Raw genomic sequence first — 20,526 nt, forward strand, 5'->3', positions numbered from 1 at the left:
GTGAGCATTAAGCGAAGTGTGTTGCTAGAAAAGTGATAACGAAGTGTGATAATCCATCATATTTTCTTATGAATTGTGTTGGCGATACCGAGCGTGGGTTTTGAAAAGATGGCATCTGGCGTAACGCCAGATATGAGAATTATTCTTGATATCACGGTTATCCCGATTACACTGCGGGCGATTGTTTTCATCAGAGAGACCAGGTTGTTATGGAGTTGCTCCGCATTGTTTACCAGCAGTACCGTTGGCCCTTTCTTGCCGTTATCCTGTTAAGTTTGTTGAGTGCTGCGCTAGGCATTGGACTTATTGCCTTTATCAACCTGCAATTGATTGAAATGGTCAATCAGTCGTTGAGCGTATTGCCACAGTTCCTGGGCTTGCTGCTGCTCCTGATGGGGGTGACGCTGGTATCGCAACTGGCGCTGACCACGCTGGGGCACCACTTCGTTTATCGCCTGCGTGGGCAATTTATCAAGCGTATTTTGGACACTAACATTGCCCGTATCGAACAGATCGGCAGTGCGCAGCTGCTTGCCAGCCTGTCCAGCGATATTCGCAATATCACGATTGCATTTGTGCGTCTGCCGGAGCTGATTCAGGGCATTGTGCTTACCATTGGTTCGGCCGCTTATCTGGCTTGGCTCTCCCCGAAAATGCTGGTGGTGACGTCCGTTTGGATCGCGATAACGCTCTGGGGCGGCTTTATGCTGGTTTCCCGCGTGTATCGCCACCTGACTCAGGTACGGGAAGCGGAAGATCGTCTCCAGAAAGATTACGAAACCGTGATTAACGGGCGTAAAGAGCTGACGCTCAACCGTGAACGGGCGCAGAAACTGTATGAAGAGGTTTATCAGGCTAATGCGCAGGATTACCGACAGAACGTAATTCGTGCCGACACCTTTCACCTCAGTGCGGTGAACTGGTCGAATATTATGATGCTGGGCGTGATTGGGGCGGTCTTTTTCATGGCAAACAACCTCGGCTGGGCGGATACCAACGTGGCGGCGACGTACTCACTGACGCTGCTGTTTTTACGCACGCCGATGCTTCAGGCCGTTGGCGCACTGCCGACGCTGTTGAGCGCACAAGTCGCGTTTAATAAGTTGAAACGTTTCGATTTGGCGGATTATCAGGAACCGTTCTCCGTTGCGGTTGCCCCTGCCGACTGGCACACGCTGGAACTGCGTGACGTGGTGTTTCGCTATGACGATTCCGGCTTTGAAGTCGGACCGATCAATCTGGTGATAAAACGTGGCGAACTGGTGTTTCTGATTGGCGGGAACGGGAGTGGAAAATCTACGCTAGCGATGCTGTTGACGGGGCTCTATACCCCGGTTTCCGGCTCGCTGCTGCTGGATAACCGCCCTGTTACGGCGGAAACGCGCCAGGATTACCAAAAGCTATTTTCTGCCATCTTTACTGATTTTCACCTGTTCGGACAGATGATGGGGCCGAACGGAACGGAGCCGGATATGGCGCTGGTCGATAGCTGGCTGGATCGTCTGAACATGCGGCATAAGCTGACGCTGGAGAATCATCAGGTGATGAACTTACAGCTTTCTCAGGGGCAGCGTAAGCGTGTGGCGCTGCTGTTGGCCGTCGCCGAACAGCGGGACATCCTGCTGCTGGATGAATGGGCGGCCGATCAGGATCCACAATTCCGCCGTGTGTTCTATCTTGAGCTGTTACCGCAGCTGCGCGCATTGGGGAAAACGATTGTGGCGATCAGCCATGACGATCACTACTTTGAACATGCCGATCGCCTGCTTGAAATGCATCAGGGAGCGCTGTCAGAACTGACGGGCGACGCGCGCGAACAGGCCTCGCAGGATGCCGTGGCGCAGATTAGCCGATAACGTAAATCGTCGCGGCGGAATGCCGCTCTGTGAGGCATCACACACCGTTAGCGTGAAGTCTGACAGGCATATATTAATTCGTTAAATTCTGGGGCATTATAAGCGCCAATGTTGGCAGGCTGCTAACAGAGTGGGTGTTTTTTACTTACAGATCAGGCACCTGACGTATCTGGTCTGCCACTTAACTCAATAAGTTGGTATAGGTTATGAAAAGGATATTTAACGCATTATTCGTTGTTGTTTTTGTTTGTTTTTCGTCTCTGGCAAATGCGGCAGAAAATCTGCCTAATATTGTCATTCTGGCCACGGGCGGCACGATTGCCGGTTCCGCTGCGGCCAACACGCAAACCACGGGGTATAAAGCCGGTGCGCTGGGCGTAGAGACGCTGATTCAAGCGGTGCCAGAGCTGAAAACGCTTGCCAATATTTCAGGCGAGCAGGTTGCCAGCATCGGCAGTGAAAATATGACCAGCGACGTGCTGCTGAAGCTGAGCAAGCGCGTGAACGAGCTGCTGGCACGCAGCGATGTTGATGGCGTGGTCATTACGCACGGTACGGATACGCTCGACGAATCGCCTTACTTCCTGAACCTGACGGTGAAGAGTGACAAACCGGTGGTCTTTGCCGCCGCGATGCGTCCGGCAACGGCAATCAGTGCCGACGGCCCAATGAACCTGTACGGCGCAGTAAAAGTGGCAGCGGATAAAAACTCTCGCGGTCGCGGCGTTTTAGTTGTGCTGAACGACCGTATTGGTTCTGCTCGTTTCATCAGCAAAACCAACGCTTCTACGCTGGACACCTTTAAAGCGCCAGAAGAAGGTTATCTGGGCGTGATTATCGGTGACAAAGTTTATTACCAGACGCGTCTGGATAAAGTTCACACCACGCGTTCCGTATTTGACGTGACCAACGTAGATAAACTGCCAGCTGTCGACATTATTTATGGCTATCAGGACGACCCTGAATACATGTATGACGCTTCTATCAAACACGGCGCGAAAGGTATTGTCTATGCGGGGATGGGCGCAGGCTCAGTATCCAAGCGCGGCGATGCAGGCATCCGTAAAGCGGAAAGCGCGGGCGTTGTTGTGGTGCGTTCCAGCCGTACCGGCAGCGGCATCGTACCACCGGATGCGGGCCAACCGGGTCTGGTTGCCGATTCTCTGAGCCCGGCTAAATCACGCATTCTGCTGATGCTGGCGCTGACGAAAACGACGAACCCAGCGGTAATTCAGGATTATTTCCACGCGTATTAATCGCCCGATCGGTTTGTAGTGTGGTAGCCCCGCCTTTAAACGCGGGGCTTTTTATACCCGTCATACTTCAAGCTGCATGTGCGTTGGCGTCGTTCAGTCACCCGAATCACTTACTTGAGTAAGCTCATCGGGATGCCCTCGCTCGCCGCCTTCCTGCAACTCGAATTATTTAGGGTATATTTCCTGTCATCCCATTTTTACTTTTGGTTATTCAACTTTTCGTTTCCACTGAGAAGTCACTTCCCTCTCTGTTGATTTTATCGGTATGATTCAGCCCACGACAAAGCAGGTAATCACCCTTATTTATCTTTGATACCCGAAATAATTCGAGTGGCGGGACTGCCTACGCGCGTCCAGCTTGAAGTATGACGGAGTGGGTGAATAAAGAAGAAGGATACGTCATTACATGACACACCCCATTTTTATGGTTGGTGCCAGAGGCTGTGGGAAGACCACCGTTGGGCATCAACTGGCGCAGGCGTTAGGGTATGACTTTGTCGATACCGACCTGTTTATGCAGCAGACCACCAATATGACGGTGGCTGATGTGGTTGCGCAGGAAGGATGGCATGGGTTCCGCCAGCGTGAAAGTCTGGTGCTTCAACAGGTGACGTCCAACCGCTGCATCGTCGCAACGGGCGGCGGTATGGTGCTGGCAGAAGCCAATCGGCGCTTTATGCATGAGAAAGGCACCGTCATTTACCTCCATGCAGATGCGGAGCTGCTGGCTCAGCGGCTGGAAGAAAATCCGCAGGATAACCAGCGGCCGACGTTGACGGGTCGCCCTATCGCAGAGGAAATGGCCGATGTATTGGCTGCGCGTGAAGCGCTTTATCGCGGTGTCGCGCATCACGTTATTGATGCATCGCAGACGCCGGAAGCGATTGTGGCAAGCGTGTTGAAAGCGCTGCGCTCGTCGGCTGCATAGGTTGGTGAGCCGGACACTGGCAAAATAATCACCAGTCAGTGTTACCGAACACCAACTTTCAATGAATAGATCGTGACAGTGGCTCGACTCTCCTTTTAAGATGAATTTCCTGAATTTTTTCGATGATAGGGTGCCGCGCTATGCTGAATGTAAATGAGTATTTTGCAGGGAAGGTCAAATCAATCGGTTTTGAAGGCGACAGCATTGGCCGCGCCAGTGTCGGCGTCATGGATGCGGGTGAATACACCTTTGGAACTGGGCAGCCGGAAGAAATGACGGTGATCACCGGAGCATTGAAAGTCCTGCTGCCAGGCTCACCGGATTGGCAGGTTTTCACACCGGGAGAAACCTTTTTCGTTCCGGGAAAAAGTGAATTCAATTTGCAGGTAGTCGAACCAACCTCTTATCTGTGTAAGTACCTGTAATTTCTATTCTATCTCTGTAGAGTAGATCATTCTCGCCGCATTGTGTGCTACATAATGCGGCGTTTTTTTATGCTCATCCTGCTTCATTCCTCTTGTTCCCCCAACGCGGTTAGCGCCTTTCTCTGCCATTCTTCCCCTGATGGGGGGAAATAATGCTGCAAAAATGTTAAGTAGCTCAAGTAATGAACGCAAAGGTATTTAAAAGGTATTATTAATTGGTATTTTAAAGGTGTACCTTACTCTGTCATGAAGGATGTAAATATGAAAACTACAGCAAAGCTGTCGTTCATGATGTTCGTTGAATGGTTTATCTGGGGAGCCTGGTTCGTTCCACTCTGGCTGTATCTGAGCAAAAGCGGATTTACGGCGGGTGAAATCGGCTGGTCGTATGCCTGTACCGCGATTGCTGCGATTCTGTCGCCGATCCTGGTGGGATCGCTCACCGATCGTTTCTTTGCCGCGCAAAAGGTGCTGGCGGTGTTGATGTTCGCTGGGGCGATACTGATGTACTTCGCGGCCCAGCAAACGGAATTTATGTATTTCTTCCCGCTGCTGTTGGCCTATTCGTTAACCTACATGCCGACGATTGCACTGACTAACAGTATCGCCTTCTCGCATGTTGCCGATGTCGAACGGGATTTTCCACGCATCCGGGTATTGGGAACGATTGGCTGGATCGCCTCCGGTATCGTCTGCGGTTTTCTGCCGACGTGGCTTGGATTTAGCGATATTTCCCCCACCAATGTTCCGCTGCTGATTACCGCAGCCAGCTCCGCGTTGCTCGGCTTCTTTGCGTTTTTCCTGCCCAATACGCCACCGAAAAGCACCGGCAAGATGGATGTTAAAGTCATGCTGGGATTGGACGCGATTGTGTTACTGAAAGACAAAAATTTTCTGGTGTTTTTTGTCTGCTCCTTCTTATTCGCGATGCCGCTGGCGTTTTATTACATTTTTGCCACGGGCTTCCTCACCGAAGTCGGCATGAAAAATGCGACAGGTTGGATGACGCTGGGCCAGTTCTCTGAAATTTTCTTTATGCTGGCACTGCCGTTTTTCACCAAACGCTTTGGTATTAAAAAGGTATTGTTGCTGGGGCTGGTGACGGCGGCTATCCGCTATGTCTTCTTCGTCTACGGCGACGCTTACCACTATTTCACGTACGCACTGCTGTTCCTCGGCATTTTGCTGCACGGCGTGAGTTACGACTTCTACTATGTAACCGCCTATATCTACGTTGATAAAAAAGCGCCGGTACATATGCGCACGGCAGCACAAGGGCTGATTACGCTCTGCTGTCAGGGCTTCGGCAGCCTGTTGGGATACCGTTTGGGTGGCGTGATGATGGAGAAACTTTTTGCCCACGGCGAGCCGGTGAACGGACTGACCTTTAACTGGACCGGCATGTGGCTGTTTGGCGCGGTGATGATCGCGATTATTGCGCTGATCTTTATCCTGTTTTTCCGTGAATCGGATAAGACGATCTCGACCATTGATGTAGACGGTGTAAAAAACAAGCATTTAAGTACAGAGGAAAGCAAATGAAACAAGAACGTATTCTCGGTGCCTTATACGGCCAGGCTTTAGGGGATGCGATGGGTATGCCATCGGAACTGTGGCCCCGAACGCGTGTGAAAGCGCATTTCGGCTGGATTGATCGCTTTTTACCCGGCCCGGCGGAAAACAATGCGGCGTGCTATTTTGGCCGCGGCGAGTTTACGGATGATACCTCGATGGCGTTGAGTCTGGCCGACGCCATCATTGAATGCGATGGCGAAATCAATGCCGATGCGATTGGTCGTCACATCCTGAAATGGGCGGAATCGTTCGATGCATTTAATAAGAATGTTCTCGGCCCCACCTCTAAAATTGCGTTGAAGGCGATCCGTCAGGGCACGCCGGTCAGCGAACTGGAAAATAATGGCGTCACGAACGGCGCTGCGATGCGGGCGTCTCCGCTAGGCTGTCTGCTGCCTGCGCACGATCTTGATGAATTTATCGATCAGGTAGCGCTGGCATCCAGCCCGACGCATAAGTCCGATTTGGCGATTGCGGGAGCGGTCGTCGTTGCCTGGGCTATTTCCCGGGCGGTTGACGGTGCCAACTGGCAGGAGATCGTCGACGCACTGCCGTCTGTCGCACGCCACGCGCAGGAAAAGCGTATCACGACGTTTAGCGCCTCCCTTGCCGCGCGTCTGGAACTGGCGCTAAGTATCGTGCGCCGTGCAAACGGTACGGAAAGCGCCAGCGAGCAGCTTTATCAACTGATTGGCGCGGGAACGAGCACCATTGAATCCGTCGCTACGGTAATCGCGATGGTGGAACTGGCGCAGACCGACCCAAATCGCTGTGCGATTCTGTGCGCCAACCTCGGAGGAGATACCGACACTATCGGAGCGATGGCGACTGCAATATGCGGTGCGCTGCACGGGGTAACGGCGATTGATGCCGCGTTGAAACAGGAGCTGGATGACATTAACCAGCTTGATTTTAGCCGCTATGCCAGCCTGCTCCTGCAATACCGCTCAGCACGGGAGGCGTGATGAAGGCCAGCGAACTTGCTGCAAAACTGGATGAGCTAACGACGCGTCAGCCGCTGACCATCATCGGGGCGGCGGTGATTGACGTGATTGCCGATGCTTACGCCCTGCCGTATCGCGGATGTGATATCGAACTGAAGCAGCAAAGCGTGAATATTGGCGGCTGCGCCTTGAATATTGCCATTGCGCTTAAACGCCTTGGGATAGCCGCGCAAAACGCTTTGCCCGTCGGGCGGGGCGTGTGGGCAGATATTATCCGTCAGAGTCTGGAAAAGCAGAATATCACCACGGTGGTACAAACCGACGAGGGAGACAACGGCTGGTGTCTGGCGCTGGTTGAACCGGACGGCGAACGGACTTTTATGTCCTTCAGCGGGGTCGAGAATCAGTGGAGCGACAGGTGGCTGGCGTCGTTATCCGTCGCATCGGGGAGTTTGGTCTACCTGTCGGGCTATCAACTGGCGGCACCGTGCGGTGAGCGTCTGGTGAGCTGGCTGGAAAATTTGCCCAACGTCACGCCATTCATTGATTTTGGCCCACGCATTGCCGATATACCGGCAAGCCTGATGGCACGCATTATGGCGCTTCACCCAGTAGTTTCCCTTAATCGTCAGGAAGCGGACGTGGCGGCGGACCTGCTCGGCGTGTCGGCTGATGTACAAACGCTGGGGCGCGCTTGGCGGGAGATGTACCGTGCGCCGGTGATTATTCGTCAAGATAAAGCGGGGGCGTGGTATTTCGACGCGGCTTCTGAGGGCCTCGTTGCCCCGTTTCCGGCAACGGTGGTGGATACCATCGGGGCTGGGGACAGTCACGCGGGCGGGACACTGGCTGGTTTGGCCGCTGGGTGGCCGTTGGCCGATGCCGTCACGCTGGGGAACGCCGTTGCGGCTTATGTCGTGAGCCACCGCGGCGGAGACTGTGCGCCTACGCAGGCTGAACTGCGTACACGGTTACTCCTCGCAGATGAAAACGTATAGATCGCTGCGGCAATAGCTGATGCTGTACTCGATGGGCCGGTTCTGCGGGTCGAGCGCAATCTGCTTGATGACCAGAACCGGTACTTTATTATCAAGTTGGATGTGTGACTGAAACTCGGCATCGGGCATACGGGCGCTGACGCGACTGCGTGTACGCTGCGGATTGATGTTCTGGCTACGAAAATAGTCATAAAGTGAGACGCCGATATCTTCAGCGTCAGCGATCAGATCAACAGGAACATACGATTCTTCAATTGAAACGGCGTCCTCATCCACATAGCGAATACGTTTCAACAGAAAAACGGGGGTGTCTGGCGCAATAGCCAACTGCTCAGCCACTTCCTTGCTGCTTTTTACGATTTGTTTGTTCACCCACAGCGTATTGGGCTTCTTGCCCCGCAGCACGACCTGCTGTGAAAAGCCGCGCGCTTCTTTCAATGAATATTCGAAAATATTATTGATTTGCGTCCCGTAGCCGCGCACGCGGGTCACCACGCCTTCTTCTTCCAACGTCTGCATCGCTTTGCGCACGGTAATGCGGGATACGCCAGCCAACTGGCTCAGGTCACGTTCTCCCGGCAGAATATTGCCATGTTCCAATGTGCCGCTGCGCACGGCGTTTTTTACCGTTTCGGCAAACTTTAGGTAGAGTGGGGTATTGTCTGTTGCCGCAAAGCGCTGCGTAAGCTGTTCTATTAATCGAGTATGCGCGTGTTCCATTCTTCTCTGATCCTGATCGGCCTGCGTAGACGCCATAATACCACTGGTCTTATTACCTCTATACTGAAAATGGCAACCGCGGATTACCACATAAAATAAAATATTTTTAGTGATTTTTAGCATGTTACTCTGTCATGAAAATGTCATCTATCCTTTGTAACGCTAATCATTAATTCCATATATGAGTTATTTTATTTAATGATTTTTATTAATTAACAGAGTAAAAGAATGTCACGATTATTAGGAATAATCCCTGAATTGTTAAAATGCAACAGATTACGGTGTTTGCTAATAATTTTACATTATGTGATTAAGTAAGTTTTTTATTTTATTTATTTTCTTTAATTTAGCTTTTTATGTTGAATTGCCGATTGGGAATCCATTTGATGCCTTTTTTTTTATAAGAGTGTGGTTGAACGTAGTAACTATTTTTCAGCGTTTTAAGATAAATGGCGATTGTATAATGTGATCATATTCAAGTTTTATTTTTCTCTGCCGTTATGGATAGTATAACTATTCTACGCAAAGAGTATTTTATGCTGAAAACGACTCGATCCCGCATCCTTGCGGCCTGTTCTACAATTGTTGTGCTTTCACTTGTTATCAATACCTTTCTTAACTACACCATCGCCAATAACGCGAATAAGGAATCGATCCAGAATACGCTGAATGCGGTAGCCACTAGCCATAGTATCGCGATTAGCGACTGGGTTGCTTCTAAAACGCTGATGATCTCTGCGTTGCACGACCGAGTCATAACCGATGAGGATCCGATTCCGCTGTTTAAACAGATTGCGGCATCTGGCGGACTCCTGAATGTGTACATGGGCTATGCCAATGGCACGGCCAAGTTTGCCGATTCTGGCGGTATTCCTCCCGATTACAACCCAACTGTCCGACCTTGGTATCAGCAGGCGGTGAAAGAGGGCAAACCGCTGGTCACTGCCCCCTACGTTGATGCGGTGACGAATACGCTGGTGGTGTCTTTCGTTGCTTCCGTGGTGGACGGCGGAACGGTCAGAGGCGTAGTCGGTAGCGATGTCACGATGAAAAGCGTGATTGAAAACGTAAAAGCGATTAACCCAGCCAAAGATAGTTTTGGTGTTCTTATCGAGCGTAGCGGTCTGATCATTGCTCACCCGGATGAAAAACTGACGCTGAAAAATATCACCGACATTGCCCCCGGGATTGATCTGAACGACATTCTTTCAGCAGATAGCGCCCGCGATGTGGATTTTTCTGGCGTGACAAAGCTCGTGGTGGCAAAACCGATTGCTGGCACGAACTGGTTCATGCTGGTGGCGTTGGATAAAGCTGAAGCGACAGCGGGCATGCGTTCTCTGCTGTCTACCTCTGTGATCACGCTAGTCGTTATCGCGCTGCTGGGTACGCTGGTGATTGGTTTCATCATTGCCTCAGCGCTCAAGCGTCTGCTGCAAATCCGCGATGCAATGGATGATATCAGCAGCGGTAATAACGATCTGACGCAGCGTCTGCCGGATGAAGGGCATGATGAAGTGGCGCAAATTGCCCGCTCGTTTAATATCTTTGTCGACAAAATCAGCCAGGTCATGATGCAGATTCGCGATATCAGCGCATCGCTTCAGGTCGCGGCGGATGAAATTTCGGCGGGGAATAACGATCTCTCTGCGCGTACTGAATCTGCGGCATCGAGCATTCAGCAAACCGCAGCTTCGTTGGAAGAAATCTCTGCGGCGGTGACCCAGTCGGCAGGTTCTGCGCAGCAGGTTAACGCGAAGGCGTTGCTGCTGTCGAAAGATGCCGGTACGGGCGGAAAAGTAGTGTCCGATGTCATTGTCACGATGGAAGAGATCGTGGTCGCATCTGGAAAAATCGGCGATATCATCGGTGTGATCGATGGCATTGCATTCCAGACTAACATTCTGGCGCTTAACGCCGCAGTAGAAGCCGCGCGAGCAGGTGAACAGGGCCGTGGTTTCGCCGTTGTTGCCGGTGAAGTTCGCAGTCTGGCACAGCGTAGCGCACAGGCTGCCAAAGAAATTAAAGAGCTGATTGAATCGACGGTCTCCAGCGTGACCTCTGGCTCCGTGCAGGTTCGTCAGGCCAGCGATACGATGAATGAAATTGTCGGCGGCGTCTCTACGGTGAGCTCGGTGATGTCTGAAATCACGCATGCGGCAGATGAGCAAATGCGTGGGATCAACGAGATCAACAAAGCGGTCGCGCAGTTGGATTCAATGGTGCAACAAAACGCCGCGCTGGTGCAGGAATCTGCCGCTGCGTCGGGGGCGTTGCAGTCACAGGCTGAAGAACTGAACGCTGTTGTCGGGGCATTCCGAGTTTAACGGATTTGTCACTGAGGAGGTATTGCCCGCTGCCAGAACGGTAGCGGGCAATCACCGACTGTATTAACAATCGGCAGTATTAATAATCGATGGTATTAACAATCGACAGCATTAACGTTGGGCTTCTCCGCCCAACGCTTCAATCAGATTCGCAATCAATGCCGCCAGTTCGCTGGTCATCAAAATAAAATCGGCATCAAACCGCTGAGCAAAATCTTCCCGATCGATATCGTCGTTTTGTTCCCGCAGCGTATCGGAGAACTTCAAGCGTTTTACCGAACCGTCCTCAGACAAGACCAACTGAATCCGTTCCTGCCAGTCCAGCGCCAGCTTGGTAACCAGTTTGCCTGCTTCAATGTGTACGGCGATTTCATCACAGACCAAATCCTGTTTTTTACAGCGGATAACGCCGCCGTCTTCCAGAATGGCTTTCAGCTCTGCTTCATCCTGTAGCGCAAAACCTGCTGCTGGTTCACCGGAGCGAACCCACTCGGTCAGCGTCAGCTCGATAGGGTTTTCCATCGTCAGCGGCACAACAGGTAGCGAGCCCAGCGTTTTACGCAGCAGCGCCAGCGTATCTTCCGCCTTTTTGGCGCTGGCGGCATCGACCATAATCAGGCCGTTAACCGTATCGATCCACAGCCAAACCTGACTGAAACGGCTGAACGCACGCGGCAGCAGGCTATGCAGCACTTCATCTTTCAGCGAGTCTTTTTCGGTTTTTTTCAGCTTGCGGTGCTGTTCTGCTTCCAGGCGTTCAATCTTGGCCTGAAGGGTTTGCTTGATGACCGGGGACGGCAGGATTTTTTCTTCTTTACGGACGCAGATAACGATTTGCCCATTAACGACGTGCGTTAAGGCATCGCTATGCGACCCCATCGGTGATACCCAACCCGTTTTCATCATATCCTGACTGCCGCACGGGGTGAACGCGAAAGCGCTGAGCCGTTTTTCCAGTTCATCCGCAGATAAAACGTTATCTTTGGACAGTACGCTGTCCCGGCTTAGGCGGTAAATCATTAAGTTCTTAAACCACAACATGGTGTTATCCCTGACTGGGCGCGCAGGTTTGCACGCGGGTTTGTAATGTTGCGCGCATGATAACGAATTCGAGGCGGTTATGTGGAATAAAAAACTGGGATTCAGAGGAATACCTATCACGCTTTGAATGGCAGCTGATTGGTTTCTCTGGTTATACCCGTCATACTTCAAGCTGCATGTGCGTTGGCTGCACGACTCGAATTATTTAGGGTACTTATCCATATAAGAACGTTTTCAGGTCGGTGACTAATTTACTCGGGCCTATTTACAACACGCGGGGAGACATCATGAGAATCGGTATCGATCTAGGCGGGACGAAAACGGAAGTCATTGCGCTGGATGATGAGGGGCAGGAACGTTTTCGGCAGCGTATGCCGACGCCAAGAAATGACTATCCGGAAACGCTGCGGACTATTGCCACGCTGGTGGAGATGGCGGAAAAAGCGACTGGCAGCCGTGGCAGTGTTGGCGTGGGGATCCCCGGTACGCTGTCGCCGTTTACCGGTAAGGTAAAAAATGCCAACTCCACCTGGCTCAACGGCCAGGCGCTGGATCGCGATCTCGCCACACTGCTGAATCGGCCCGTGCGGGTTGCCAATGACGCGAACTGTTTCGCGGTTTCAGAAGCGGTTGACGGTGCAGGGGCAGGGAAGCAGACCGTCTTCGCGGTCATCATCGGAACCGGCTGCGGGTCGGGCATTGCGCTGAACGGTCAGGTTCACGTCGGCGGCAACGGTATTGCGGGCGAGTGGGGACATAACCCGCTGCCTTGGATGGATGACGATGAGCTGCGCTATCGGCAGACGGTTCCCTGCTACTGCGGCAAATCCGGCTGTATTGAATCTTTTATTTCCGGTACGGGGTTTGCGCAGGATTACCAGCGCCTGAGCGGCCAGCCGCATAAGGGCGAGGCCATCATTGCCTTAGCGGAGCAGGACGATCCCATCGCAGAACTGGCGTTACAGCGCTATGAACATCGTCTGGCGAAATCGCTGGCGCATGTGATTAACTTGCTCGACCCTGATGTCGTGGTACTGGGGGGCGGAATGAGCAACGTTTCTCGCCTTTATCAGACCGTGCCGGAAAAGATTAAACAGTGGATCTTCGGCGGTGAGTGCGAAACGCCCGTGCGTCAGGCTATACACGGCGACTCCAGCGGGGTACGCGGAGCCGCCTGGCTCTGGCCGAAGACGGAATAATGGCTAAACGGCGTACTGCGGCGCCAGCCGGCTGACGCCTAATCCGTTAACCTTCTGCACTTTGATCTGTACCGGAATACGCTCTTTCATCGCTTCAACATGGCTAATGACGCCGATGGTTTTGCCGGAGGCGTTCAGGTTATCGAGCGCGTCCAGCGCGATATCCAGCGTCTCGGCATCCAGCGTGCCGAAGCCTTCATCCAGAAACAGCGAGTCGATACTGGCTTTATGGCTGACCAGATCGGATAGCGCCAGCGCCAGCGACAAACTTACTAAGAAGCTCTCGCCGCCGGACAGCGTACGCGTATCACGCTCAGCGTCCGCTTGCCAGGTATCCATCACCAGCAGCTCCAGTTCGTCGCCGGGTTTCCGTTTCAGCATATAGCGCCCGTGCAGACGGGAAAGCTGGAGATTGGCGAGATAAACCAGATGATCCAGCGTTAGCCCCTGAGCAAACTTACGGAATTTATGCCCGCTTTGTGAGCCGATGAGCGTATTAAGACAGCTCCAGTCGTCATACATTTGCTGACTTTGGGCGATCTCATTGAGCAAATCCTGCTGGTTCTGGCGATGTTGTCGATCGTCAGCTAACTGATGCTGGAACTCTCCCTGCTGCCGCAGGTTGGTTTTCAGCGTTTCATCCAGTGCTGCCAACTGCTGCTGTACCGCTTCTTGTGTGGCATCTTCCGTCAGTGAGGCGGGGCGCTTTTGTTGATGGGCAAGCAGATCCCGCTCAGCCTGCTGGTGAAGTGCCGCCGCCTGCTGCAAGCTTTGGTACAGCTTTTCCTTCCATGCCTGCAACGTCTGACGTTCCTGCTCATCAAGCAGCGCATTGAGGAACGTCGTTTCATCAGCGAACGTGCTTTGCTGTAAAGCCTGACTAAAGCGGTCGGCCGCATTCTCATGCTGGCGGGTGCTCTGCTCATACTGCTGTTGCGTGCTCGCTAGCTCCCCCGTCAGGCGGCTCAACGTCGTTTCGGTTTGCTGCCGAGCTGACTGGGCTAGGCGGAGCGCATCGTCATACTGTTGGCTGGTTTGCTGTAGTTGTTCGCGCACAGCCGCGATTTGCCTGTCGCCGAAAAGTGCCAGTCGTTCCTGTTGACTTGTGTTGAGGAGCGCGAGGTGTTGTTCCAACTGCTGTTGCTGCGCCTGTAGTTGCTGCTTTGCCTCAGTCACGCTGCGATTCAGATGCTGAAGATCGCTTTCCAGTGTGGCTAACAGCGGAACTAAGCGAGATTGCTCCTGCTCTTTGGCTTTCCAGTCTTGCCATTCGCTCTCGCGCTGACCTAGCCAGTCATTCTGTGCGTCGGCTTCAGGTAGAACAAGGCTTAAGGTTGCCAGCGTCTGCGTGATTTCCTGAGTGTGCTGCGTGATCTGCTGGTGCACGTTTTGCAGCGACTGCTCGGTCTCTTTCTGCGTAACGTTTAGCGAAGTTTGTTGCTGGGTGTTGAGCGCGATTTTCTGGTCGAGTTCCCGCTGCAATGCCTCTGTGGCAGTCAGTAAATCCTTACTTTCCTGCCACTGTTTTTGCAATTGCTCGCGTGCGGTAATCTGCTGTCGAATATCCTGTTCTTCGGCTTCATTTTGCGTAAGCCAGGCTGCGATCTCATCCGGTTGTTCCAGCGTGTAGTTAACTTGTAAGCGCTCACTGACATCTTGCCACTGTTGCAGCAAGGCGTGATGTTCGCTATCGAGCTGAGCGATCTCCTGTTGTAACTGTTCCCGCTGTTGCTCTAGCGAGGCCAACTGTGCCGTCGTATTCGCCAGCGCCGTCGTTAACCGATTCACTTCCTGCTGTAGCGCTGTCAGGCGGCTTTGGGTTTCAGACGGTTGCAGCGCCTGATAGCGTTCGATGGCTGGATGCTCGGTTGAACCACATAGCGGGCATGCTTCTCCGGCCTGTAGCCGCTGGCGTTCGGCTTCCAGCTTAACGATATGCTCTTCCTGACGGAGCAGCGTTTCCAGATCGACAAGATGCTGGCTTCGCTGCTCATACTCAGATTGTTGCTGTTTCTTTAAGATTTCTGACTGGCTGATATGCCCTTGTACTTCACCCTGTTTGGTGAGGTACTGCTGCTTGCGGACATGCAGACGCTGGAACTGGTCGCTGATTGTCGCGAGCCGTTGGCGTTCAGCGCGCTGGTCAATGCGTTGATTAAACTGCTGTTGCAGGGCGGAAAGCGGCTGGTGCGCTTCCTGCTGTTGCCGTGTCTCATCGTGTTGCATGAACTGCTGACGAGCTGCATCAACGACCGCTTGTTGTTCACGCTGTTGTGCCGCCAGCGCCACAGCCTCTTGCTGTAGAACTGCCGACTGTGCGGTGTGCTGCGTCTGTTTTTTCTCCAGCTTATCTTGCTCGTCCTGAAGCTGGCGCAGTTGGCGAAACTGAGTGCGCCACTGAGGAAGTTGTTCTCCCCACTGCTGATGATGCGCGTGTTGCTGGCGGTAAGACTGGATCTGTTCAAGCTGCTGTTTAGCCTGCTGCTGTTCCGCCGCTGTCTGCGTTTGTTTGCTTTCATCCGCGTGCAGACGAGCCTGCGTTTTTGCCAGTTCGTCCTGTTGCTGCGTTTTTTGCTGCACCAGCGTGGTAATGCGATGGTCAAGTGGCACAACCTGTTCGTTGATCACCTGCTCTTGTTGCTGCCGTACCCGTTTGTGCTCACTAACATCCTGCTCTGCTTTTTCTTCCTGCTGGCGTAGCGCGGTTAGCGTCACCTGCTCGGCGGCCTGTTTCTCGGTCAGTTGTTCAATACGCTGTGCCAGCGTAAGAGATTCCTGTCGATAGCGCTCTCGTTCCTGATGTAGCGGCCTCAGTTTTTCTGCCGGTTCGCTGTGAGTTAACCTGTCAAGCTGCGGTTTAGCCTGCTGAATGGCGGATTCGGCGCTCGCATGCTGCGCCTGCGTGCTGGTTAACTGCGTGTGCTGCTGCGTCAGTTGCTCAAACCAGCGCAGCGTAGTCAGCGCTTGCTCACGTTCGACGTTGCCCCGTTGCTCCTGCTGGATCAGCGCGGCAAGCTGTTCTTCCACCTGCTGACGTTGCTCATCGGTCAGCAGTTGAATGCCTGATGCGCGCGCCTGTAGCGTGTTCAGTGCGACGTTTGCCTGCTTGTGTTTGTCATAGACGCGTTCGGAAATCAGGCCGTAAATGTCCGTGCCGGTCAGCTCTTCCAGCAGTTCCGCTCTGTCGTCTGCCTTGGCGTTGAGGAAGGCGGCAAACTGCCCCTGCGACAGCATCATGGATCGCGTGAAACGGCCGAAATCCAACCCTGTGAGCTGTGTGATCATCTCTTTCTTATCATTGAGCTTTTCACACAGAATTTTGCCGTCTTCAATGAGCGCGAGTTCAGCCTTGGGGGACTGTAGGTTGCCGTCTGGCGCATTTCTTGCCCGACGCTGGCTCCAGAAGGCGCGATATCCGACGCCTTTAACTTCAAACTCGACCTCGGCAAGACACTCAGCGGTATTACGCGTCATCAGGTCATTCTGGCTGGCGGAAAGCAGGCCAAGCCGTGGCGTTTCGTGATACAGCGCCAGACAGATGGCATCCAGCAGCGTGGTTTTTCCCGCGCCGGTCGGGCCGGTAATGGCAAATAAGCCATTGCTGGAAAACGGCTCCTGCGTGAAGTCGATTTTCCATTCGCCTTTCAGCGCGTTGAGATTCTTTAAGCGCAGACTGAGGATTTTCATTGGGCAGGCTCGCTATTTTCCAGTTCATCAATAACCTGATTAAACAGCGTGCGAACACGCTGTTGGCGACCGTCTTCCATGTCTGTCTCCGTTGCCAGACGACGTTCAAAAACGTCATGCACGCTTAATTCGTTTAGCGTTTCCTTGTCCTGCCGGGTAATCGCCTGCAGACGCTGTTCACGCGTGCGGCGCAGTAGCAACACCTCAACGGGCAGGTGCTCGGTCATCGCCTGAATGCGTTTTTGCATGTCGCTCAGATAATCCTGCGTGTTGATCTCGATATCCAACCACACGGGTTTCTCGCCCTGATAGTTCTGGAAGGTGGCCAGCTGTTGTTCAATATCACTCAGGCTACCTTTAATCAGCTGCATCGGCTGAGTCATGGGAATCGGCAGTGTTTCTACTTGTGCTGGCGTGTCTGGTGCAAAACTCACCAGACAAACGGACTTCTCGCTGTTGAGTTCATCAAAACTCAGCGGAATGGGTGAACCGCTGTAGCGAATGTGCTCGCTTTGCGTCACGCGCTGCGGGCGGTGAATATGGCCGAGCGCGATATAATCCGCAGGAGGAAAAGCCTGAGCCGGGAAGGCATCGAGCGTACCAATATAGATATCGCGCACGGATTCTGAGGCGGTCGCGCCAATTGTCGTCAGGTGTCCGGTTGCAATAATCGGCAGCGGCAGGCCTAGTTCGTCACGTTTTTGGCAAGCCAGTTGGTAACACTGCTGGTAGTGCGCGGTAATCGCTTCCTGAAGCGCCAGCTGTTTTTCATCCCCGGATTGTCCGGCTTTGCTGGTTAAGACATCACGCGGACGTAAAAACGGAATCGCGCAGAGCAGAGCGCCGGGCTGCCGCTGACGGTTTTCCAGCAGGAGCACTTGCTGGGCGGGATCGTCGCTGGCGCAGGCAATCACTTGCGTGTTCAGGCAGGCCAGCAGCTCGCGGGATTCGTTTAGCATCGCGACAGAATCGTGGTTGCCGCCGAGAATAACGAGCTGGCAGCCCGTGCGCTGTAGTTCTACCACGAAGCTATAATACATTTCCCGCGCGTAGCTGGGGGGCGAGCCGTTATCAAAAATATCGCCTGCGACTATAATAGCATCGACCTGATGTTGTTCCACCTGAGCGATAAGCCAGTGCAGAAAAGCCTGATGTTCAGCAGCGCGGCTTTTGGTATAAAAATATTGCCCTAAATGCCAATCGGCGGTGTGGATAATGCGCATCGTGTTCTCTCGATATTCATGCCGCGTGGCGGTGGATGACGTTGTCATTATTTATTATGTGAAAGGGTGTGTCGTCGCCATGGTGCTTTGTCATCGTAATGCCATGATTATATATAGCAGGGACGGTGGCTGTCGCGGTGGAATCAGGAGTTTGGAAAGCGGCTCGAAAAATCGGATGTACGCGCTGTAACAATCGTGCAGAGCGGTCCGTGCGTTTTTCATAAATCTGTCATAAAACTGACGCATAATGCCTCCGCCTGCTAACAGCGACGATGATTAACGACAGGATTAACAATGGCAAAACGCATATTAGTCGTGGAAGATGAAGCACCAATTCGTGAAATGGTCTGCTTTGTACTGGAACAAAATGGTTATCAACCCGTTGAAGCTGAAGACTATGACAGCGCGGTGACGCAACTGTCGGAGCCATTCCCGGAACTGGTGTTATTGGACTGGATGCTGCCAGGCGGGTCAGGCCTGCAATTCATTAAGCATATGAAGCGCGAGGCGCTGACGCGTGATATCCCGGTGATGATGTTGACCGCGCGTGGCGAAGAAGAAGACCGCGTGCGCGGGCTTGAAGTGGGGGCGGATGATTACATTACCAAACCGTTTTCACCCAAAGAATTGGTGGCGCGTATCAAAGCCGTGATGCGCCGAATTTCACCGATGGCGGTGGAAGAAGTGATTGAAATGCGTGGCCTGAGCCTCGACCCTTCCTCTCACCGCGTGACGACCGAAGAGCACGCGTTGGACATGGGGCCGACGGAATTTAAACTGCTGCATTTCTTTATGACGCATCCTGAACGTGTTTATAGCCGGGAACAGTTGCTGAATCACGTTTGGGGCACTAACGTTTATGTTGAAGATCGTACTGTCGACGTCCATATTCGTCGCCTGCGTAAAGCGCTGGAAACCAGCGGACATGACAAAATGGTGCAAACCGTTCGGGGAACGGGCTACCGTTTTTCAACGCGTTACTGAGGTGATCGTAACCGGAGAAATATTAACGTGCTAGAACGTTTATCCTGGAAAAGGCTGGCATTGGAGCTGGCTTTTTTTTGTTTGCCCGCTTTACTGCTGGGGCTGATTTTTGGCTATCTGCCCTGGTTTCTGCTGGTCGCGGTATTAGGCCTACTGTGCTGGAATTTTTATAACCAGCTAAAACTCTCTTATTGGCTGTGGGTTGACCGCAGCATGACGCCACCGCCCGGCCGCTGGAGCTGGGAACCGCTGTTCTACGGGCTCTATCAGATGCAGTTGCGTAACCGACGTCGACGCCGTGAGCTGGCGCTCCTGATCAAACGGTTTCGCAGCGGTGCCGAATCCTTGCCTGATGCCGTGGTGATCACTACCGAAGAAGGAACGATCTTCTGGTGTAATCATCTGGCGCAGCACCTGCTGAGTTTCCGCTGGCCGGAGGATAACGGTCAGAATATCCTCAACTTATTACGCTATCCCGAATTCACGAATTACATGAAAGGACAGGATTTTAGCCGTCCTCTCACGCTACAGTTGAATAATTCTCACCATGTTGAATTCCGCGTCATGCCCTATTCCGAAGGGCAGCTACTGATGGTGGTGCGTGATATTACGCAAATGCACCAGCTTGAAGGCGCCAGACGTAACTTTTTTGCCAACGTGAGCCATGAACTGCGTACGCCGCTGACGGTGTTGCAGGGCTATCTGGAAATGATGCAGGAAGAAACGCTGGATGCGGCCCTGCGAGGGAAGGCGCTGAACACCATGCAGGAGCAGACCCGGCGCATGGATGGGCTGGTCAAACAGTTGCTGACCTTGTCCCGTATTGAGGCGGCGACGGCAATTGATCTGAATGAAAAAGTCGATATTCCATTGATGCTGCGGGTATTGCAGCGTGAAGCGCAGACGCTGAGTCAGGGGCGACATGAGATCGTTTTTCGTGTGAACGAAAGCCTCCGCGTGTTTGGTAATGAAGAACAGCTGCGCAGTGCGGTATCCAATCTGGTGTATAACGCGGTCAACCATACGCCAGCGGGAACGCGTATCGAAGTCTGCTGGCAGAAGATCCCACAGGGCGCACAATTTCAGGTCAGCGATAACGGGCCGGGGATTGCGGCCGAGCACTTGCCGCGCCTGACGGAACGTTTTTATCGGGTGGATAAGGCGCGTTCACGACAGACGGGTGGCAGCGGACTGGGGCTGGCGATTGTTAAGCATGCGCTTAGCCATCATGATTCCCGTCTGGAGATCATGAGTGAGGATGGGCTGGGCTCACGTTTTGTCTTTACGTTGCCGAATCGGTTGATTGTCCCTGCCTCTCTGGCTGAAAATACAGTGAAACCTTCAGCCTGACGGAAAACGCTAT

The 20,526-nt window shown here is 53.0% G+C and carries 15 protein-coding genes; 11 read left to right on the forward strand and 4 right to left on the reverse strand.

Translation table 11 applies throughout. From position 1 onward, the window contains the following. The first annotated feature begins 209 nt into the window (after window positions 1-209). The 7 genes from EIP93_RS05825 to EIP93_RS05855 all read left to right on the forward strand — a co-directional run bounded on the left by EIP93_RS05825 (window position 210) and on the right by EIP93_RS05855 (window position 7,982). On the forward strand, window positions 210-1,856 hold the full coding sequence (locus EIP93_RS05825; protein WP_125232429.1) for a multidrug ABC transporter permease/ATP-binding protein: 1,647 nt from the start codon (window positions 210-212) through the stop codon (window positions 1,854-1,856). A gap of 206 nt (window positions 1,857-2,062) precedes the next feature. Next, on the forward strand, window positions 2,063-3,112 hold the full coding sequence (locus tag EIP93_RS05830; RefSeq protein ID WP_103942517.1) for a type II asparaginase: 1,050 nt from the start codon (window positions 2,063-2,065) through the stop codon (window positions 3,110-3,112). Window positions 3,113-3,518: 406 nt separating this feature from the next. Beyond that, window positions 3,519-4,040, forward strand: a complete 522-nt coding sequence (gene aroL, locus EIP93_RS05835; RefSeq protein ID WP_125232430.1) for a shikimate kinase AroL — start codon at window positions 3,519-3,521, stop codon at window positions 4,038-4,040. 140 nt (window positions 4,041-4,180) lie between these two features. Beyond that, window positions 4,181-4,465 carry a pyrimidine/purine nucleoside phosphorylase gene (gene ppnP / locus EIP93_RS05840; protein ID WP_010298499.1) on the forward strand — a complete coding sequence of 95 codons (285 nt, stop codon included), beginning with the start codon at window positions 4,181-4,183 and terminating at the stop codon, window positions 4,463-4,465. Between the two features lie 261 nt (window positions 4,466-4,726). Further along, a complete protein-coding gene (locus EIP93_RS05845; RefSeq protein ID WP_125232431.1) occupies window positions 4,727-6,007 on the forward strand; it encodes a nucleoside permease in 1,281 nt (426 codons plus the stop codon). Continuing rightward, window positions 6,004-7,005, forward strand: a complete 1,002-nt coding sequence (locus EIP93_RS05850) for an ADP-ribosylglycohydrolase family protein (RefSeq protein ID WP_125232432.1) — start codon at window positions 6,004-6,006, stop codon at window positions 7,003-7,005. The genes EIP93_RS05845 and EIP93_RS05850 overlap by 4 nt, the downstream gene beginning before the upstream one ends. Next, the gene (locus EIP93_RS05855; RefSeq protein ID WP_125232433.1) at window positions 7,005-7,982 is read left to right on the forward strand and encodes a PfkB family carbohydrate kinase; all 978 of its coding nucleotides are present in this window, start codon (window positions 7,005-7,007) and stop codon (window positions 7,980-7,982) included. The genes EIP93_RS05850 and EIP93_RS05855 overlap by 1 nt, the downstream gene beginning before the upstream one ends. On the opposite strand, the gene EIP93_RS05860 is transcribed toward EIP93_RS05855, so the two are convergent. After that, complete coding sequence (locus EIP93_RS05860; protein ID WP_103970732.1) at window positions 7,956-8,702, reverse strand: GntR family transcriptional regulator; 747 nt, start codon at window positions 8,700-8,702, stop codon at window positions 7,956-7,958. The two genes, EIP93_RS05855 and EIP93_RS05860, sit on opposite strands and share 27 nt — an antisense overlap. A 536-nt stretch (window positions 8,703-9,238) precedes the next feature. Between EIP93_RS05860 and EIP93_RS05865 the strand changes: the two genes are divergently transcribed. Continuing rightward, the gene (locus EIP93_RS05865) at window positions 9,239-11,029 is read left to right on the forward strand and encodes a methyl-accepting chemotaxis protein (RefSeq protein WP_103861124.1); all 1,791 of its coding nucleotides are present in this window, start codon (window positions 9,239-9,241) and stop codon (window positions 11,027-11,029) included. A 111-nt stretch (window positions 11,030-11,140) separates the two neighbouring features. Here the strand turns inward: EIP93_RS05865 and rdgC are convergent, their stop codons facing one another. Next, entirely contained in the window at window positions 11,141-12,070 is a 930-nt protein-coding gene (rdgC, locus tag EIP93_RS05870) for a recombination-associated protein RdgC (protein WP_039490456.1), read from the reverse strand. 287 nt (window positions 12,071-12,357) lie between these two features. Between rdgC and mak the strand changes: the two genes are divergently transcribed. Beyond that, window positions 12,358-13,269, forward strand: a complete 912-nt coding sequence (mak, locus tag EIP93_RS05875) for a fructokinase (RefSeq protein ID WP_103861122.1) — start codon at window positions 12,358-12,360, stop codon at window positions 13,267-13,269. Window positions 13,270-13,272: 3 nt separating this feature from the next. Here mak and EIP93_RS05880 read toward each other — a convergent pair whose 3' ends face one another. After that, window positions 13,273-16,956 carry an AAA family ATPase gene (locus EIP93_RS05880; RefSeq protein ID WP_125232434.1) on the reverse strand — a complete coding sequence of 1,228 codons (3,684 nt, stop codon included), beginning with the start codon at window positions 16,954-16,956 and terminating at the stop codon, window positions 13,273-13,275. Then, complete coding sequence (gene sbcD, locus EIP93_RS05885; protein ID WP_125233316.1) at window positions 16,953-18,179, reverse strand: exonuclease subunit SbcD; 1,227 nt, start codon at window positions 18,177-18,179, stop codon at window positions 16,953-16,955. Before sbcD ends, EIP93_RS05880 begins: the two co-directional genes overlap by 4 nt. Window positions 18,180-18,473: 294 nt before the next feature. Here sbcD and phoB point away from each other — a divergent pair, with 294 nt between their 5' ends. Both phoB and phoR read left to right on the forward strand, forming a co-directional pair. Next, window positions 18,474-19,163: a phosphate response regulator transcription factor PhoB gene (gene phoB, locus EIP93_RS05890; protein WP_005975981.1), complete on the forward strand. Its 690-nt coding sequence runs from the start codon at window positions 18,474-18,476 to the stop codon at window positions 19,161-19,163. Between the two features lie 27 nt (window positions 19,164-19,190). Next, window positions 19,191-20,513, forward strand: a complete 1,323-nt coding sequence (gene phoR, locus EIP93_RS05895) for a phosphate regulon sensor histidine kinase PhoR (protein WP_010299028.1) — start codon at window positions 19,191-19,193, stop codon at window positions 20,511-20,513. Window positions 20,514-20,526 lie beyond the last annotated feature (13 nt).

The sequence above is a fragment of the Pectobacterium versatile genome (assembly GCF_003932035.1).
GTDB lineage: Bacteria > Pseudomonadota > Gammaproteobacteria > Enterobacterales > Enterobacteriaceae > Pectobacterium > Pectobacterium versatile.

Coding starts and splice junctions, on each gene's coding strand:
- sbcD (WP_125233316.1), bottom strand. CDS start 18,179: ATGCGCATTATCCACACCGCCGATTGGCATTTAGGGCAATATTTTTAT.
- ppnP (WP_010298499.1), top strand. CDS start 4,181: ATGCTGAATGTAAATGAGTATTTTGCAGGGAAGGTCAAATCAATCGGT.
- EIP93_RS05855 (WP_125232433.1), top strand. CDS start 7,005: ATGAAGGCCAGCGAACTTGCTGCAAAACTGGATGAGCTAACGACGCGT.
- phoB (WP_005975981.1), top strand. CDS start 18,474: ATGGCAAAACGCATATTAGTCGTGGAAGATGAAGCACCAATTCGTGAA.
- EIP93_RS05830 (WP_103942517.1), top strand. CDS start 2,063: ATGAAAAGGATATTTAACGCATTATTCGTTGTTGTTTTTGTTTGTTTT.
- EIP93_RS05865 (WP_103861124.1), top strand. CDS start 9,239: ATGCTGAAAACGACTCGATCCCGCATCCTTGCGGCCTGTTCTACAATT.
- rdgC (WP_039490456.1), bottom strand. CDS start 12,070: ATGTTGTGGTTTAAGAACTTAATGATTTACCGCCTAAGCCGGGACAGC.
- EIP93_RS05880 (WP_125232434.1), bottom strand. CDS start 16,956: ATGAAAATCCTCAGTCTGCGCTTAAAGAATCTCAACGCGCTGAAAGGC.
- EIP93_RS05825 (WP_125232429.1), top strand. CDS start 210: ATGGAGTTGCTCCGCATTGTTTACCAGCAGTACCGTTGGCCCTTTCTT.
- EIP93_RS05845 (WP_125232431.1), top strand. CDS start 4,727: ATGAAAACTACAGCAAAGCTGTCGTTCATGATGTTCGTTGAATGGTTT.
- mak (WP_103861122.1), top strand. CDS start 12,358: ATGAGAATCGGTATCGATCTAGGCGGGACGAAAACGGAAGTCATTGCG.
- EIP93_RS05850 (WP_125232432.1), top strand. CDS start 6,004: ATGAAACAAGAACGTATTCTCGGTGCCTTATACGGCCAGGCTTTAGGG.
- aroL (WP_125232430.1), top strand. CDS start 3,519: ATGACACACCCCATTTTTATGGTTGGTGCCAGAGGCTGTGGGAAGACC.
- EIP93_RS05860 (WP_103970732.1), bottom strand. CDS start 8,702: ATGGAACACGCGCATACTCGATTAATAGAACAGCTTACGCAGCGCTTT.